At 63.5% G+C, this 14,999-nt stretch carries 15 protein-coding genes; 6 read left to right on the forward strand and 9 right to left on the reverse strand.

Annotation, left to right across the window (positions count from 1 at the left end):
• Nucleotides 1-29 precede the first annotated feature (29 nt).
• Entirely contained in the window at nt 30-605 is a 576-nt protein-coding gene (locus LH128_RS26200) for a TetR/AcrR family transcriptional regulator (RefSeq protein WP_008832712.1), read from the forward strand.
• A 116-nt stretch (nt 606-721) separates the two neighbouring features.
• Here LH128_RS26200 and LH128_RS26205 read toward each other — a convergent pair whose 3' ends face one another.
• Nucleotides 722-1,858 (reverse strand): LLM class flavin-dependent oxidoreductase, encoded by a 1,137-nt coding sequence (locus LH128_RS26205; protein WP_008832713.1) that lies wholly within the window; start codon nt 1,856-1,858, stop codon nt 722-724.
• Nucleotides 1,859-2,220: 362 nt separating this feature from the next.
• On the opposite strand from LH128_RS26205, the gene LH128_RS26210 reads away from it, so the two are divergent.
• A complete protein-coding gene (locus LH128_RS26210) occupies nt 2,221-2,871 on the forward strand; it encodes a TetR/AcrR family transcriptional regulator (RefSeq protein ID WP_008832714.1) in 651 nt (216 codons plus the stop codon).
• Between the two features lie 50 nt (nt 2,872-2,921).
• Nucleotides 2,922-3,764 (forward strand): enoyl-CoA hydratase/isomerase family protein, encoded by an 843-nt coding sequence (locus tag LH128_RS26215; protein ID WP_008832715.1) that lies wholly within the window; start codon nt 2,922-2,924, stop codon nt 3,762-3,764.
• A 210-nt stretch (nt 3,765-3,974) separates the two neighbouring features.
• Here the strand turns inward: LH128_RS26215 and LH128_RS26220 are convergent, their stop codons facing one another.
• Entirely contained in the window at nt 3,975-4,382 is a 408-nt protein-coding gene (locus LH128_RS26220; protein WP_008832716.1) for a MarR family winged helix-turn-helix transcriptional regulator, read from the reverse strand.
• A gap of 91 nt (nt 4,383-4,473) precedes the next feature.
• Between LH128_RS26220 and LH128_RS26225 the strand changes: the two genes are divergently transcribed.
• Nucleotides 4,474-6,219, forward strand: a complete 1,746-nt coding sequence (locus LH128_RS26225) for a chloride channel protein (RefSeq protein WP_037521493.1) — start codon at nt 4,474-4,476, stop codon at nt 6,217-6,219.
• 936 nt (nt 6,220-7,155) lie between these two features.
• On the opposite strand, the gene LH128_RS26230 is transcribed toward LH128_RS26225, so the two are convergent.
• The 4 genes from LH128_RS26230 to acs form a co-directional block, all read right to left on the reverse strand.
• Nucleotides 7,156-8,073 carry a TonB-dependent receptor gene (locus tag LH128_RS26230; RefSeq protein WP_008832718.1) on the reverse strand — a complete coding sequence of 306 codons (918 nt, stop codon included), beginning with the start codon at nt 8,071-8,073 and terminating at the stop codon, nt 7,156-7,158.
• Nucleotides 8,074-8,123: 50 nt separating this feature from the next.
• A complete protein-coding gene (locus LH128_RS26235; protein ID WP_008832719.1) occupies nt 8,124-8,999 on the reverse strand; it encodes a tyrosine-type recombinase/integrase in 876 nt (291 codons plus the stop codon).
• Nucleotides 8,948-9,115, reverse strand: a complete 168-nt coding sequence (locus LH128_RS34790; protein WP_327195271.1) for an Arm DNA-binding domain-containing protein — start codon at nt 9,113-9,115, stop codon at nt 8,948-8,950. Before LH128_RS34790 ends, LH128_RS26235 begins: the two co-directional genes overlap by 52 nt.
• Before the next feature lie 560 nt (nt 9,116-9,675).
• Nucleotides 9,676-11,625: an acetate--CoA ligase gene (gene acs / locus LH128_RS26240; RefSeq protein WP_008832720.1), complete on the reverse strand. Its 1,950-nt coding sequence runs from the start codon at nt 11,623-11,625 to the stop codon at nt 9,676-9,678.
• 216 nt (nt 11,626-11,841) lie between these two features.
• Between acs and LH128_RS26245 the strand changes: the two genes are divergently transcribed.
• Both LH128_RS26245 and LH128_RS26250 read left to right on the forward strand, forming a co-directional pair.
• A complete protein-coding gene (locus LH128_RS26245; RefSeq protein ID WP_008832721.1) occupies nt 11,842-12,345 on the forward strand; it encodes a GNAT family N-acetyltransferase in 504 nt (167 codons plus the stop codon).
• Between the two features lie 85 nt (nt 12,346-12,430).
• Nucleotides 12,431-12,748, forward strand: coding sequence for a PilZ domain-containing protein (locus LH128_RS26250; RefSeq protein ID WP_008832722.1), 318 nt, complete (start codon nt 12,431-12,433; stop codon nt 12,746-12,748).
• 60 nt (nt 12,749-12,808) lie between these two features.
• Here LH128_RS26250 and lpdA read toward each other — a convergent pair whose 3' ends face one another.
• Genes lpdA through LH128_RS26265 form a run of 3 tightly spaced genes read right to left on the reverse strand, consistent with a single transcriptional unit; the run spans nt 12,809 to nt 14,998 of the window.
• A complete protein-coding gene (lpdA, locus tag LH128_RS26255) occupies nt 12,809-14,224 on the reverse strand; it encodes a dihydrolipoyl dehydrogenase (protein WP_008832723.1) in 1,416 nt (471 codons plus the stop codon).
• A gap of 2 nt (nt 14,225-14,226) precedes the next feature.
• The gene (locus LH128_RS26260; RefSeq protein WP_008832724.1) at nt 14,227-14,607 is read right to left on the reverse strand and encodes an acyl-CoA thioesterase; all 381 of its coding nucleotides are present in this window, start codon (nt 14,605-14,607) and stop codon (nt 14,227-14,229) included.
• A 1-nt stretch (nt 14,608) separates the two neighbouring features.
• On the reverse strand, nt 14,609-14,998 hold the full coding sequence (locus LH128_RS26265; protein ID WP_008832725.1) for an acyl-CoA thioesterase: 390 nt from the start codon (nt 14,996-14,998) through the stop codon (nt 14,609-14,611).
• Between the last annotated feature and the right edge of the window lies 1 nt (nt 14,999).

The raw sequence follows: 14,999 nt of genomic DNA on the forward strand, positions 1-14,999 counted from the left end.
TTAGGCTCCCGAACGGCTATTCGGCAGATATGAGCGACGGTGACTCCGGCAGGAAACGCATTCTCGATTCCGCAGCCTTCATTCTGCGGACCAAGGGCTTCGGCGCCGCCCGGTTGAGCGAGATCGCTCAGGGCGCGGGCATGCTGGCGCCCAGCATCTATCACCATTTCAAGTCCAAGGACGAAGTGGTCGAAGAGGTGATGCTCTCCGGCATATACCGCAATACGCGCCATATCGTCGCGAAAGTGGAAGTGCTCGGTCCCGAGACCGCGCCGGTCGATCGCCTGCGCGCCGCGATCGTCGCCCATGTCGAGTTCCTACTCTCCGGCGACGACTATTCCTCCGCCGTGGCGCGGTCGTTCGGCGATCTTCCCAGCGAGATGAAGCAGCGTGTCCTCGCCGCCTACGCGACGTTCGACAGCTACTGGCGCGACCTGCTCGTCGCCGCCAGCCCTTCCGGCAACGATGCGCAGACCACCGTGGCACGCAAGTTCCTGATCGCCATGCTCGACTCCTGCCCGAGCTGGTATCGCGCCGGACGCCTCGGCCCCACCCAGATCGCGAACCAGGCGGCCGACCTCTTCCTCGGCGGCTTCGCGCCCTGACGCCTCCGGGGCACCATCGCGCCCTGGAGCGTTACTCGCCCCGTCCCCCCAAACACGAAAAGAGGCGCCGCGTTGCCGCGGCGCCTCAGGTAGCCGGAGAGAGTCCGGGCGGATAATCAGGCGTCTGCGGTCGCGGGTGCCTTGCTGCCCTCGGGCAACTTGACGCGCGGCGCCACTTCCTTGGCCAGCAGGTTCAGCGAATGGAACCAGGGCTCCGGGTTGTCGTAATAATCGTGCGATTCCACCTGCAGCGTGCCCCAGCCGCCGCACTGCTCGAACAGCACGTTGAGCTTGTCGACGACCGTATCCGGCGAGCCGACCACGAAGACCTTGTCGACCAGGAATTCCAGGTCGGCGTCGTTCGGGTCGATGCCGTGGTCCTTGGCGAACCCGTCCATCATGCCGAAGCGCTTCCAGATCGGGATCAGGTAGCGTTCGAAGCAGTAGCCGATCGGGCCTTCCATCACCTCGCGCTTCGCCTCTGCATCGGTATCGGCGCAGAAGATGGTGTGCGAGACCGCATGGCGCGCGCGGTCGGGCGTGAAGCCGGCGGCGATGTTCGCTTCGGAATAGATCTCCCAGTGACGCTTCAGCGCATCGATGCCCGAGTAGATCGAGACCGGCTTGAAATTGCGCTCGCCGGCCAGCTTCATCGACGGGGAATTGGAACTGAAGCCGGTCACCGCGATTTCCGGGAACGCCCCGTTCCACGGCGCAAAATCGGCCAGCATGTGCTGCTCGTCTTCCTCGGTCTCGGGTGCGTCTTCCTGCGGGAATCCGGCGTTCCAGTACTTGCCCTCGAAGAAGAACGGCTCGCGCGCCCAGATCTTCTCCATGATCGAGAGCGATTCACGCACCATGTCGTTGAGCATCTTGGGCTCGGCGTCCTTGATGCCGTGCATGTAGGACGCCTGCGGATAGGCGCCTGCGCCGATGCCCATGAAGAAGCGACCCTCCAGGATCTGCGACAGCCAGCCGACCATCACTGCCAGCTTGGTCGGGTGCTGGTGCGGGAGGATATGAGCCATCGGCGCGAAGCTGATGTTTTCGGTCTGCAGCGCGGCGGCGGCGATGATGAGTTCGGGGTTGGGGATGTTCTCCCAGATCTGCGAGGCGTGCTCGGAGATCATCATCGTGTCGAAACCCGCCTTGTCGCAGGCGATGGAGCTTTGCACGCCCCAGTCGAAGGTCTGGCGGGCCGTGCGGCCCGGTCGCATGTACGGGTGGAAAATAAGGCCGGTCTGCATGACCATCAGCGCTCTCCTTCTTTGTTTCTGTCCTGGTGGCCACCCGCGAATCCGGCGAAGCAGCCTAACGAGTGATAGGCTACGGAATTTAAAACACTTGTAAAGTGAAATTCGGAAGAGCGATCGACGCCGGCGGCGAGCAGGCACGATGCGGCACATCGGCCGCATTCTCTTAGCATCTGCAACATAAACCGGCTGTTTTAGGTACGTTATCCAATGATCTACCGTCATCAGGTCAGCACGGCCAGTAACGATGCAGCGCACCGAAAAGTCGCGGCGTCAGCTTAAAACGCTTGGCATCCTTGCCATTCCTGCCTCATAAGCATGTCTGTTTGCAAACAGATGACTTATTCCGAAGAGCATGCACAATGGCTGAAACCCCGCAGATCTCGCCCGATATCGACGAAGCCGACCCCAAGACGCGGCTCATCCTGACGGGCGAACGGCTTTTCGCCGAAGTCGGCATCCAGGGCGTTTCGATGCGCGAAATCGCGTCGAAGGCGGGGCAGGGAAACCATTTCGCGGTGCAGTATCACTTCGGGTCTCGCGAGGGTCTGGTTCAGGCGATCTTCGACTTCCGGATGAACCAGATGGAGCCCGGACGCGGCGCGATGATCGCCGCGCTGGAGGCGGCCGGACGCACGCGGGATGCCCGTTCGATCTTGGAGGTCATCCTGCTGCCGCAGCTCCATCTCGACGGCGGGACCAATCGCTCCTACGGCACGTTCCTGTCGCAGTACCTGCTGCATGGCGACTGGGACGAATACGGACACTTCGGCGGCGAGGCCCCGCCCCAGCTCAACCGGGCGCTCGACCTGCTGCGCCAGCGCGTCGATTACCTTCCCGCCGCCGTCGCACAGCGCCGGCTGGTGAACGTCAGCCTGATGTTCTTAAACCTGCTGGTCCGCCACAGCCGCATGGAAACGCACGAATTTCCCGAAACCTTCGAGCACGCGCTGGAGGACACGATGGAACAGATCGTCATGGCCATGTGCCTGCCGCTCCGGCTGCAGGGCTGACGGCGACCGGGGCGGCGGACACGAAGACAAGAACGAGGACGGGAGCGAAGATGACGGACGGTACGATTGATGGAATCCGCCTTGAGCGCGGGAGCGCGATCGACTGGATCGTGCTCGACCGCCCCGAAGCGGCCAATGCGTTCTCGCGCGGGATGCTCGCCCGGTTCGGCACGGTGCTGCGCGATCTCAAGGCGGACGGCGCGCCGGTGATCGGGATTCGCGGTGCCGGCAAGGGCTTTGGCGCGGGGATGGACCTGGGCCAGTACAACGCCGAGGGCAGCCCGATGGAAGACGTGACGCGCTTGTCGGGCTACGTCGATCTGTGGCGCGAAATCTGGCGCCATCCCAAGCCGGTGATCGTCGCCGTGCACGGCTACTGCATCGGCGTCGCCGCCCAGATGGCAAGCTTCGCCGACATCCTCGTCGTGGCGCAGGATGCCGCGATCACCGAGCCGACCATCCCCATCGGCGGCGGCTTCATCGCGCCGACTTGGGTTCATCAGGTCGGCGGGCGGCGGGCCAAGGAATTCGCCTTCCTGCCGGGTAACAGCATCGACGGCCGGACCGCGGTGGAATGGGGCTGGGCCAACGCCGCGGTCCCTGCCGAGAACCTGATCGCCTGCGTCGAGGAGCTGGCGTCACGCATCGCGCTTGTCCCGCCCGGCGTGCTGGCGATGAAGAAGCGCTCGATCAACCGCGCGATGGAGGCGGCCGGATGGGACCAGGCGCTTTCCGCCATCGCCGAAAGCGACGCGATCCTGCATCTCGAACCCGAAGTCCGGCGTATCCGCGCGCAGCTTGCGACCATCGGACTGAAGGCGACGGTCGCGGAGTTCAAAGGGCACGGGTCGCAAGAGATCTTCAAGTTGCATGGTGCCGGATATCTTCCTTAGTGTTGGGCTCACTCTGTGCTTGTCTTCGGAAGTGGGCTCGCGTGAGAACAGAGGCAGGAATGGGTGCCAGAAACTTGGTCGTGCCGCAGATGACAGCGGCTCTCTTTAGAGCCGGCTTGCGAACCCCGAGGAAGCGAGCCTTATCTGTCTGTCAGACTGCCCGCCAATAAGGCGCAGTCCTTATCTTGGGCAATCTTGTCCCAAGGTTTGTCAATCCATCATCGTGCTCAAGAGACCCATGAGCAGGGGCTTGAGGCGCAGGATTTCTTCGCGATGCACGGCGCTTAGTCGCGCCAGCTTGGCGTGCGCTTCCTGAGTCAGGGCCAGCAGCGCCCGGCGCTTGTCCCGCGCCGACGCCCTGCGTTCGACCAGGTTCAGCACCACCAGCCGGTCGACCAGTCCCGTCGCGCTATGCGGCTTGAGGATCAGCCGATCCGCAACGTAACCCACCGTCGCCCCATCCGCCGGAGCGGCCCGGATCGCAAGCAGTGCCTGATGCTGTTGCGGGGTCAGGCCACATTCGGTCGCGCGACTCTCACTGAAGGCCAGAAACTGCCGCAGGGAAAATCGGAACTCCGCCAGCGTGGCGTAATCGGCGTCGGAAAGCTCTGCTGCCATCGTGCATACCTAACGCGGCAAGCCCCATTGATAAATATCGTATTGCGATATATTTGCCCGTTATCGCTTCTCTCTGTCGATCGGTCTCGCCATGAAAAATTTCGCTGCCCCTCCCACGCACCGCTGCCTCGCCGACCATAGTGCCGATCTGCGTATGCTAATGCTGGCCGCGGCGGCCGTGATCGTGGGAACGGGTAGCGCGATGGGGGCATGGCTGCTGCTGCGGGCCATCGCCATCGCCACCAACCTGTTCTGGTTCGGCCGCTTCTCTGCCGGGCCATCGGAGATAAGCGACAATGGGCTGGGCCTCTGGTTGGTCGCGATCCCCATCATTGGCAGCCTGATCGTCGGCCTGATGGCGCGCTATGGGTCGGACAAGATCCGGGGCCATGGCATCCCCGAGGCGATCGAGGCCATTCTCTATGGCGAGAGCCGCCTATCGCCCAAGGTCGCACTGCTGAAGCCTCTGTCCTCCGCCATATCGATCGGCAGTGGCGGCCCCTTTGGCGCAGAGGGGCCGATTATCATGACCGGGGGCGCCATCGGATCGCTGTTCGCCCAGCAGTTCGACCTGAGCGCGGCGGAGCGAAAGACCCTTCTCGTCGCCGGTGCGGCGGCAGGGATGACGGCAATCTTTGGCACGCCGGTCGCCGCCCTGCTCCTCGCCATCGAAGTGTTGCTGTTCGAGTGGAAGCCGCGCAGCTTCGTTCCGGTCGTCGTCGCAACCCTTTCCGCCTTTCTCTGGCGTCCGCTCCTTATCGACAGCGGGCCGCTGTTCCCCGTCATGCACCACGCGCTGCTCGGTCCCGCGACCATCGCCATCGCTTTGGCTATGGGGGCTCTGGCGGGGTGTCAGGCGTCGCTCCTGTCCATCCTGCTCTACCGGGTGGAGGACATGTTCGGCCGCCTGCCGCTTCACTGGATGTGGTGGCCGGCCATCGGCGCAGTGGCGGTGGGGATTGGCGGGCTGATCGACGCCCATGTGCTCGGCGCGGGTTATGAGAGCATCCGTGCGCTGCTCGACGGATCAATGGCGCTGCGGGTCGCGCTTATTCTGCTGGTGGTAAAAGCGGCGGTGTGGCTCATCGCCCTGGGGTCCGGAACATCAGGCGGTGTCCTCGCCCCGCTCCTGATGCTGGGAGGAGCATTAGGTTTCGTGATCGGCCATTTCCTGCCGGGCGGCAGTGCATTATGGGCGCTGGCGGGCATGGCCGGGACGATGAGCGGAGCGATGCGCGCGCCTCTGACGGCGGCGCTCTTCGCGGCGGAACTGACCGGCGATTTTGCGATGCTGCCGCTGACCATTGCCGCGTCAGTGGGCGCCTATGCGGTCAGCGTGCTGCTGATCCGCCGCTCCATCCTGACCGAGAAGATCGCGCGGCGCGGACGGCATGTGTTGCAAGAGTATAGCGTCGATCCGCTCGACTTCCTTCTAGCCGGCCAGGTGATGTCAACCGATCCGGAGACGCTGCCGGGCGGCCTGTCCCTGGTCGAGGCGATCAACTTCTTCGCGACGGCAAAGCATCGTAGCTATCCGGTGGTCGATGCGGAGGGACGCCTGATAGGCCTCATGTCCCGCTCCGACGCGCTACGGTGGCAGATGGAGGATAACGCTCCGCTCAAGGCATCGCTGGCGGAGGTTCTGTCGGACGTCTCCCTCCCCGTTGCCACGCCACAAAAACCCGTCAGCCAGATTGCGGACATGATGGTCGACAGCGGCATCGGCCGTATCCCGGTCGTAGATCCGGCAACCTCCCGGCTCGTGGGCATATTGAGCCGTCAGGACCTGCTAAAGGTTCGCCATGTCCACCGCGCATCCGAATGGAAGAGACGCTGACCGAACCTTCTTGGTCGTTCATCGGCTGAGCTCGTGGGCCCGGAAACAGATTAACCGCTTTTCTTTGCGGTATATGGGATGCGATCTGAAAATTTCAGAAGATATCTATTTTTCGTATGCGCCTTCCCTCCGATATAGCGACCACGCCCCGGTCGTGCAGTCTTCCGGATTGAAAGGAGCGACGGTGCGCATAGTTTGAACGGGTTCACTGGGCAAAGCGGCGCGGAACCTGACCATAGCGGCCCACTCCCCGTTGAGTTTCGGCTTATCAACCGTGAAATGTATGAACTCGAAGCCACTGCTGCCGGGTGGCAGACCGGCGCTAATCCGCAGCAGCAAGTCGCGCAGGAAGGCGGGGTGGCGGGTTCGGCAGATATCATTGGGCTCGGTCGCAATGAGGTCTGCCGCTCCAATATCATAAGTGGTAGGTGTCGGTTCAGGCTGTGCTGCATCTGGGCTGCACGCAGACAGTGTACCCGCCATTAGCAGCGCGCCGGCTCTAGCGGCTGCCAGACCATTCCGCGTCCTCATCGCCTTCTCCCAAGCTTCGCCTTCGCCGTTCTGTTGTAAACACCTAAATGCCCGACTTTCCCAGCGAACACCCCACGTCCCGCGACGCACATCTGAAGGGACAGCAGGGGATTAGACGCACGCGAAAATTTCGGGTGGGATTCAGGTCCCGACCCTTAGTGGAAGCTCAACATCCGATTTTTGATCCAGGTGCTGACGGTCTGCCTTTCCGGCAGGTGAGGACCAAAAACCTCTCCCAACCAAATTTCAGAGGTGGAACATTTCGCATGCGATGAGGTCTAACATTGGGCTTTAAGGCAATGTCCGCACAATAGCGGCCCGTATGATGATTCTGCTCCTGTCCTGGTTGGAAGCCCCTTTCCGAATGGGCGATTGCATGATGGGGGTTCACTCCCTGCGACGCCGCTAGAACCTGCCTTCGAAGCTGAGGCCGAAGGTGCGTGGATCGGTCAGTAGACCGCGCGTGCGCCCGTCGAAGTCGAGGAAGAAGACCGAGGGCTTCTGGACGGCGAACAGGTTCGAGACGATCAGGTACGCCCCGAAATTCTCGCCCTGCCAGCCCAGCTTGGCATTGACGATCGTGCGCCCGGGCAGATCGCGGAACGCCTGATCGACGGTGTCCTGATAGACGGCGCTGCGATAGTTGGCATTGACGTTGGCGGTGATCCCGCCCGGATGGCGCCATGTCGCCCCGCCCGACAGCGTCCAGCGCGGCGCATTGGCGAACTCGTTACCCTGCGCGCTGGCGGAAAGCTCGCCCACGGTCACGTCGAAATCGGTGAACTTCGTATTACTGTAGCCCGCCCCGGCATAGAGGTTAAGCGTATTGGTCGGCCGTCCGCTCAGTTCCAGCTCGAAACCGTACAGGCGTGACTTGCCCGCGTTGACGGTCTGCGTGTCGAACACCGCGCCGGGGCTGAGGCGCACGGCGACCTGCTGGTCGGTCCAGTCGATCCAGTAGGCATTGGCGTTCACCGTCAGCCGCTTGTCCAGCCACTGCGACCTTAGCGCGACTTCGTAGTTCCAGGTATATTCCGGGCCAAATGAATACGCCTCGCCGCGCTGTTGGTTGAGGCCCGCGCCGCCCGCCCGGTAGCCGCGCTGCGCCGTGGCGCTGAGCGCGAGGTCGTCGGTGAAGTCATAAGTCAGGCCCGCCTTGGGCAGCCAGGCGTCGTAGCTGATGTTGCGTACCGGCTCGATCACGGTGGCATTGGCGGCGGTCTGGCGCAGCAGCGCGTTGAGCTGCGTGACAATCGGCGCCAGCGCCGGGATCGGCAGGTTGGCGGGATCGGGCAGGTCGCGGTCGATCACCACCGTCTGCATCGAACCACGGTTCTGCGTCTCATGATCGTAGCGCAGGCCCAGGCGCAGCTTCAGCTTGCCGCCCTCGGTGCCGGAAAGAGGTGCTTACCGCCAAGCCCCTGAGCGGTCTTCAGCAGTTCCAGAGCTCGGGGCGATAGCGGCACGCGGTGCTCTTTACAGGCCTTCATGCGATCCGGGGGCACCGTCCATACCGCTTTCGAGAAGTCGACCTCTTCCCACGTCGCCTTGAGCGCTTCGGAGGTTCGGGCTGCGGTAAGGATGATGAATTCCAGCGCCATGGCCGTGACTGCCTGTCGCTTGCGCAACGCGGCGATGAAGGTCGGCACCTCCTCGTAGGGTAGCGCCTTGTGATGACCGTCTCGGCCGAGCTTGCGGTTGCGGGCTTCCTTGGTCTTGGACACTTTGGGGAGGATCTGGGCTAGGTGCCCGCGCCAACGCGCCGGGTTCTCGCCCTTACGGTACCCACGGGCCTTGGCGGCATCGAGAATGGTTTCGATCCGCCCCTCACCCGGCTCGCCGTCTCGGGCTTCTCTCGCCAAATCGACTCCAAAAATCGACAGCACATGGGGTGTGTCCACGTCGGCCACCGAGTGATCGCCGATCTTCGGATAGACATAGTCAGCCATAGTCTTGCGCCACTGCTGCCGGTGCTTCGGGTTGCGCCAGCTTTCCTCGTTCGCATCGATGTGGGCTTCGGCAACTTCCTTGAAAGTGGTCTCGGCGATCAGGGCTGCTTGGGCTGCCGCGAGCTTTTCGGCCTCTTCGCGATCGCGCTCCTCGATGGGGTCGATCCCGGACTGGACCTTGAGGCGCAGCTTGGTCGCTTCGACGCGGGCTTTCGCCAGCGACAGGGCATCAGGACCAGCGGCAGCGCCTAGACCGACATCACATGCGCCTTCCCGTTCAACATGAAGCGGAACACCCACGAGCGGGCGCCTGTAGCCTTAACCAACAGGTAGAGGCCGCCGCCGTCAGCATGCCTGCCACTTTTGGCATTCTTCACTGAAAGTGGCGTCAGAGCATTGGTGACTTTGCGCGGCATGCCGAAGACCGTTCCCTAAACGGCTCCCCTAAAGATAGCCCGGTTTTATGGGAACGCAAATGGACAGCACGGGACAGTTGTGCAGAATAGCTGGTCAAAGACTCGCCTATATCAGCCAGTGTTCCGTACATGTCGAATACACAGGGACGATAGTATTGCGGACACCCTGTCCGTCATCATTCCCGTCGCGGGAGGATACACAGGGTGTTCCTGCGTGCCTGCGTTTCTCACCCGTCATCGCCGCCCGGTTTCTAACTCTCGATACGCCACTTGCGTCGAGCCAGCCGTGTGATCGGCCGTGAGCAGCGTCGGCAATCGCTGCGATAGTGCGAGCCATCCCATTCGACCGCGCGGCGAGGGCGATGACGATTGAACAAACAAAGAAAGCGCCCGAAAGCCACTCTTGCCCCCCGTTGATGCGAAAATCTCTGACGGGATAATTGAGCACGCCATCGAAGCTCAACGAAACAAACCCGTCCTATTTTCTCTCCGCTGCGCTGCAGCCGGCGGCAAGAGCCCGCATCATCTCTGGCGCGGGCTCCTGGCATTTCGGTCGAGGGTCAGGCGCTCACGGGCTGCGGGCGATTGGCGAGCAGGTTGTCGACTACCGACGGGTCCGCCAGCGTGGAGGTGTCTCCCAGGTTCGAGACATCGTTCTCGCCGATCTTGCGCAGGATGCGGCGCATGATCTTGCCCGAGCGGGTCTTGGGCAGGCCCGGTGCGAACTGGATCACATCTGGCGTGGCGATCGGGCCGATCTCGTGGCGCACCCACGCGATGAGTTCCTTGCGCAAGGCGTCGTCGGGCTCGACCTCGGCGTTGCAGGTGACGAAGGCGTAGATGCCCTGCCCCTTGATCTCGTGCGGCATGCCTACGACCGCCGCTTCCGCCACCTTGGGGTGAGCGACGAGTGCGCTTTCGATCTCCGCGGTGCCCATGCGATGCCCGGAGACGTTGATGACGTCGTCGATGCGACCGGTGATCCAGTAGTAGCCGTCCTCGTCCCGGCGGCAACCGTCACCGGTGAAGTACGTGCCCTTGAAGGTGCTGAAATAGGTCTGGAAGAAGCGCTCGTGATCGCCCCAGACGGTGCGCATCTGGCCGGGCCAGCTGTCTGTGATGACGAGGCAGCCGTCGCCCGGCCCCTCGATTTCCTTGCCGTCGTTGTCGAGCAGTTTCGGCTGCACGCCGAACATCGGGCGGGTGGCTGAGCCGGGCTTGAGCGGGGTGGCGCCCGGCAACGGGGAGATCATCACGCCGCCGGTCTCGGTCTGCCACCAAGTATCGACGATCGGGCAACGCCCCTCGCCCACGACCTCGTGATACCAGGACCATGCCTCCGGGTTGATTGGTTCGCCGACCGAGCCGAGGAGGCGCAGCGACTGGCGGCTGGTCTTCTTCACCCAGTCGTCGCCTTCGCGCATGAGCGCACGCAGCGCGGTGGGGGCACCGTAGAAAATCTCGACGCCGAACTTGTCGACGACCTGCCAGAAACGGCTGGGATCGGGGAAGTTGGGCACGCCTTCGAACATCACGGTGGTCGCACCGTTCATCAGCGGGCCGTAGACGACGTAGCTGTGGCCGGTGACCCACCCGATGTCGGCCGCGCACCAGTAGATCTGGCCGGGGCGGTAGTCGAAGACGTACTCGTGGGTCATTGAGGCCCATACCGAATAGCCGCCGGTGGTGTGCAACACGCCCTTGGGCTTTCCAGTGGAGCCCGAAGTGTAGAGGATGAACAGCGGGTCCTCCGCGCTCATTTCGACCGGCTCGCATTCGGCGGCCTGATCGGCGACGGCCGAGGCCCAGTCGATGTCGCGACCCTCGGCCATCGGTACGCCGGACTTGGTGTGCGCGAGGACGATCACGCTGTCGACACCGGGACAGGCCTTGAGCGCCTCATCGACATTGGCCTTGAGCGGGACTTTCTTACCCCCACGCAGGCCCTCGTCGGCAGTGAGGACGACGCGGCTGTCGCAATCCTGGATGCGGCCCGCCAGCGCGTCCGGCGAAAACCCGGCGAAGACGATCGAGTGGATTGCGCCGATCCGCGCGCAGGCCAGCATGGCAACGGCCGCTTCCGGCACCATCGGCAGGTAGAGAGTGACGCGCTCACCCTTCCGGACGCCGCGTGCCTTGAGGAGATTGGCCAGGCGGCAGACCTGCTCGTGCAACTGGCGGTAAGTGATGCGGCGGTCGGGAGCGGTGGGACTGTCCGGCTCCCACAGGATCGCGATCTGGTCGCCACGCTCCACGAGATGACGGTCGAGGCAGTTGGCCGAGAGGTTCAGGGTGCCGTCGGTGAACCACGAAATGCCGAAGTCCTCTTCGTGGAAACTGGTCTGCTTGACCACGCTGAAGGGCTTGATCCAGTCTATCCGCCGCGCTTCCTCGCGCCAGAACGCTTCGGGCTCGGAAACCGACCTTTCGTACATCTCCTGATAGCGGGCATCGTCGATCAGGGCGTTCCGGCTCCACTCGGCGGGAACGGGATAGACGGCCTCGGCCATGCGGATTCTCCTCTCATATCGTAGGGTCGGGCTCTCCCGGCCTTGCATGTTGCATAGCACAATGGACCCGGGCCGTTCCCATTGGACAATGGTAGAACGGGCCGGGCGGAATCTCGTGCCGTTTCGACGAAGATGGCGGGCGATCTGATCTCGATCAAGGTGCATCGCATGATCGCGGTCTAGAGATTCGGCATTCAATCGAAAGGTAACGCCGTCATGATCGTCACCCTCCCCACCCGTTCGGGCATTGACCTCGACGTGCGCCCAGCGACCGAGGCGGATGCACCCGCGCTGACCGATTTCTTCGCCCGCGTGACGGACGAGGATCGCCGCTTCCGTTTCCTGTCGGCGACCGAGCACGTCGGGCCGGTATTGCTGGAGCCGCTGGTCCACGCCGACCACTTCCGGACCGAATCGTGGGTCGGGATCAACCAGGCCAGCGGGCAGATCGTCGCGTCGGGGCTGTTGGCTTGTGACGGACCGCTGGATACCGGCGAGATCGCCATTTCGGTCTGCGGCAATCACCGCGGCAAAGGGATCGGCTGGGCCATGCTCGATTACCTCTCGGCCCAGGCCAAGGTCCGTGGCTGTCGCCGCGCCATTTCCATCGAGAGCCGTGACAATCGCGCCGCCATCGACCTCGAACGCGAAAGGGGCTTCAGGCCTGAACCGTTCGACGGCGATCCCGGGCTGGTCGTACTGGAAAAGACCTTCCGCTGAATAGGGTGGCAGCGTACGCGCGCCCGAATGCTAACGCGCTGGTAACCTGTTTTACGGCATGGGGTTCTCCCCCCAAGGAGACCCCATGCGCGATTCCCTCAAGCCCGGCCCGGCCGAAAGTCGGACCCCTCGTTCCGCACGCGTCGGCGTGTCGATCCTGTGCGAGGTGCGTCAGGGAACCCGTCCGTGGAAACCGGCGCGACTGGAGGACTTGTCGCCCGGAGGCTTCCGCATCGGCATGTTGCCCGATGCCCGGATGGAAGTGCCGCTGCGCATCCGCATCCCCGGCCTGCAGTTGCTAAGCGCACGCATCTGCTGGGTGCGCGAAGGCGCCGTCGGTTGCGAATTCGCCGAGCCCCTGCACGTGGCCGTGTTCGAGCATATCGTGCGCGCCGCTGGCTGATACGAAAAAGGGCGGACCTTGCGGCCCGCCCTCCTCGTTTTTCCAGACCTTGCGGCGCGATCAGATGTGGATCGCGCGGCCGTAGGCGGCGAGGGTCGCCTCGTGCATCGTCTCCGAGATCGTCGGGTGCGGGAACACGGTGTTCATCAGTTCCGCCTCGGTGGTCTCCAGCGTCTTGCCGACGACGTAGCCCTGGATCATCTCGGTCACTTCCGCGCCGATCATGTGGGCACCGAGCAGTTCGCCGGTCTTGGCGTCGAACACGGTCTTCACGAAGCCCTCGGGCTCGCCCAGCGCGATCGCCTTGCCGTTGCCGATGAACGGGAAAGTGCCGGCCTTGACCTCGTAGCCTTCTTCCTTGGCCTTGGCTTCCGTCAGGCCAACCGAGGCGATCTGCGGGTGGCAATAGGTGCAGCCCGGGATGTTGCGGCGGTCCAGAGCGTGCGGATGCACCTCCTTGTTGCCCAGTTCCTTGGCGATCGATTCGGCGGTGGTGACGCCTTCATGGCTGGCCTTGTGGGCAAGCCAAGGGCCCTTCACGCAGTCGCCGATCGCCCAAACGCCGGGGACGTTGGTGCGGCCATAGTCGTCCACCTTGACGAAGAACTTCTCGTCCGGCTCGATCTTGAGTTCTTCCAGGCCGATGTTCTCGACGTTCGGGACGATGCCGATGGCGACGATGACGTGGCTGAATTCCTGCGTCTCTTCCTTGCCGCCCTTCGGGGTGATCTTGACCGAGACGCTCTTGTCCGAAGCCTTGACGTCGCTCGCCTTGGCGCCGGTGAGGATCTTCATCCCCTGCTTGACCAGCGCCTTTTCGAGGAACGCGGACACATCCTTGTCCTCGACCGGCACGATGCGGTCCATCATCTCCACGACCGTCACGTCGACGCCCATGTCGTTGTAGAAGCTGGCGAACTCGATGCCGATCGCGCCCGAGCCGAGGACCAGCAGCTTCGTCGGCATTTCCTTGGGCGTCATCGCATGGCGGTAGGTCCAGATGCGGTTGCCGTCCGACTTGGCGCCGGGCAGTTCGCGCGCACGGGCGCCGGTGGCGATGATGATGTGCTTGGCCGAGAGGGTCTCGGTGCCCTTCTCGCCGGTCACTTCCAGCTTGGCCGGAGCCACCAGCTTGCCGGTGCCCATGTGGACGGTGATCTTGTTCTTCTTCATCAGGTGCGTGACGCCCTGATTGAGCTGCTTGGCCACGCCGCGCGAGCGCTTGACGATCGCGTCGAGGTCGGCAGTGATGTTCTCCGCCGCGAGGCCATAGTCCTTGGCGTGCTTCATGTGGTGCAGGATCTCGGCCGAGCGCAGCAGCGCCTTGGTCGGGATGCAGCCCCAGTTGAGGCAGATGCCGCCGAGCAGTTCGCGCTCGACGATGGCGGTCTTGAGGCCAAGCTGCGCGCTGCGGATCGCCGCGACATAGCCGCCGGGGCCGGAACCGAGAACGATGACGTCGTAAGAATCAGCCACTCTTAACTCTCCTGTTCGATCGCGCGGGGGCGGCCCGCGTCGTCGATTGCGACGAAGGTGAAGACCGCTTCGGTCACCTTCACCTGTTCTTCTTCATGCCGGTGGCGCCGCCAGGCCTCGATGCCGATGGTCATCGAGGAGCGGCCCACTTTCCTGAGTTCACCGTAGACGCTGACTTCGTCGCCCACCTTGACCGGCTTGTGGAACTGCATGCCGTCCATCGCGATGGTGACGGCGCGGCCATGCGAGTGGCGCGCGGCGATCAGCCCTGCGCCCATGTCCATCAGGCTCATCAGCCAGCCGCCGAAGATGTCGCCATAAGCATTGGCATCGGCGGGCATCGCGGTGATGCGGATGACGGGTTCGCGGTATTCTTCCGCCATGTCAGACGATCTCCGAAGTCGCGGCAATGGCCCTGGGGCGGTCGTTTTCATCCAGCGTCACGAATGTGAACAGCCCGGTGGCGACTTCGACCTGATGCTCGCTCGCCCGCGCCCGGCCAAAGCCGCGCGTGGCGATCGTCATCGAAGTGCGCCCCGTCCTCTGCACGCTTGCATAGACGTTGAGTTCGTCGCCCACGAGCATGACGCCGGGAAAGGTGAAGTCGGTCGCTCCCACCACCACGGCCTTGTGGCCGGTGCGGCGGGTGACCAGCGAGGCGGCGCCAAGAGCAAGCTGGCTCATCAGCCAGCCCCCGAAAACGCCGCCATAGGGGTTGAGGTCGGTGGGCATCGCGGTGACGCGGATGACCAGCTCTCCGGCCTCGTGCTCCATA

It is taken from the genome of Sphingomonas sp. LH128 (genome assembly GCF_000293195.2).
Taxonomy (GTDB): Bacteria; Pseudomonadota; Alphaproteobacteria; order Sphingomonadales; family Sphingomonadaceae; genus Novosphingobium; species Novosphingobium resinovorum_A.

Excerpts from the sequence above, each read along its gene's own strand:
- LH128_RS26265 (WP_008832725.1), bottom strand. The coding sequence starts at position 14,998 with ATGGAGCACGAGGCCGGAGAGCTGGTCATCCGCGTCACCGCGATGCCC.
- LH128_RS26200 (WP_008832712.1), top strand. The coding sequence starts at position 30 with ATGAGCGACGGTGACTCCGGCAGGAAACGCATTCTCGATTCCGCAGCC.
- LH128_RS26245 (WP_008832721.1), top strand. The coding sequence starts at position 11,842 with ATGATCGTCACCCTCCCCACCCGTTCGGGCATTGACCTCGACGTGCGC.
- LH128_RS26260 (WP_008832724.1), bottom strand. The coding sequence starts at position 14,607 with ATGGCGGAAGAATACCGCGAACCCGTCATCCGCATCACCGCGATGCCC.
- LH128_RS26215 (WP_008832715.1), top strand. The coding sequence starts at position 2,922 with ATGACGGACGGTACGATTGATGGAATCCGCCTTGAGCGCGGGAGCGCG.
- LH128_RS26250 (WP_008832722.1), top strand. The coding sequence starts at position 12,431 with ATGCGCGATTCCCTCAAGCCCGGCCCGGCCGAAAGTCGGACCCCTCGT.
- LH128_RS26210 (WP_008832714.1), top strand. The coding sequence starts at position 2,221 with ATGGCTGAAACCCCGCAGATCTCGCCCGATATCGACGAAGCCGACCCC.
- LH128_RS26220 (WP_008832716.1), bottom strand. The coding sequence starts at position 4,382 with ATGGCAGCAGAGCTTTCCGACGCCGATTACGCCACGCTGGCGGAGTTC.
- acs (WP_008832720.1), bottom strand. The coding sequence starts at position 11,625 with ATGGCCGAGGCCGTCTATCCCGTTCCCGCCGAGTGGAGCCGGAACGCC.
- LH128_RS26225 (WP_037521493.1), top strand. The coding sequence starts at position 4,474 with ATGAAAAATTTCGCTGCCCCTCCCACGCACCGCTGCCTCGCCGACCAT.
- LH128_RS26205 (WP_008832713.1), bottom strand. The coding sequence starts at position 1,858 with ATGGTCATGCAGACCGGCCTTATTTTCCACCCGTACATGCGACCGGGC.
- LH128_RS34790 (WP_327195271.1), bottom strand. The coding sequence starts at position 9,115 with ATGCCGCGCAAAGTCACCAATGCTCTGACGCCACTTTCAGTGAAGAAT.
- LH128_RS26230 (WP_008832718.1), bottom strand. The coding sequence starts at position 8,073 with ATGCAGACGGTGGTGATCGACCGCGACCTGCCCGATCCCGCCAACCTG.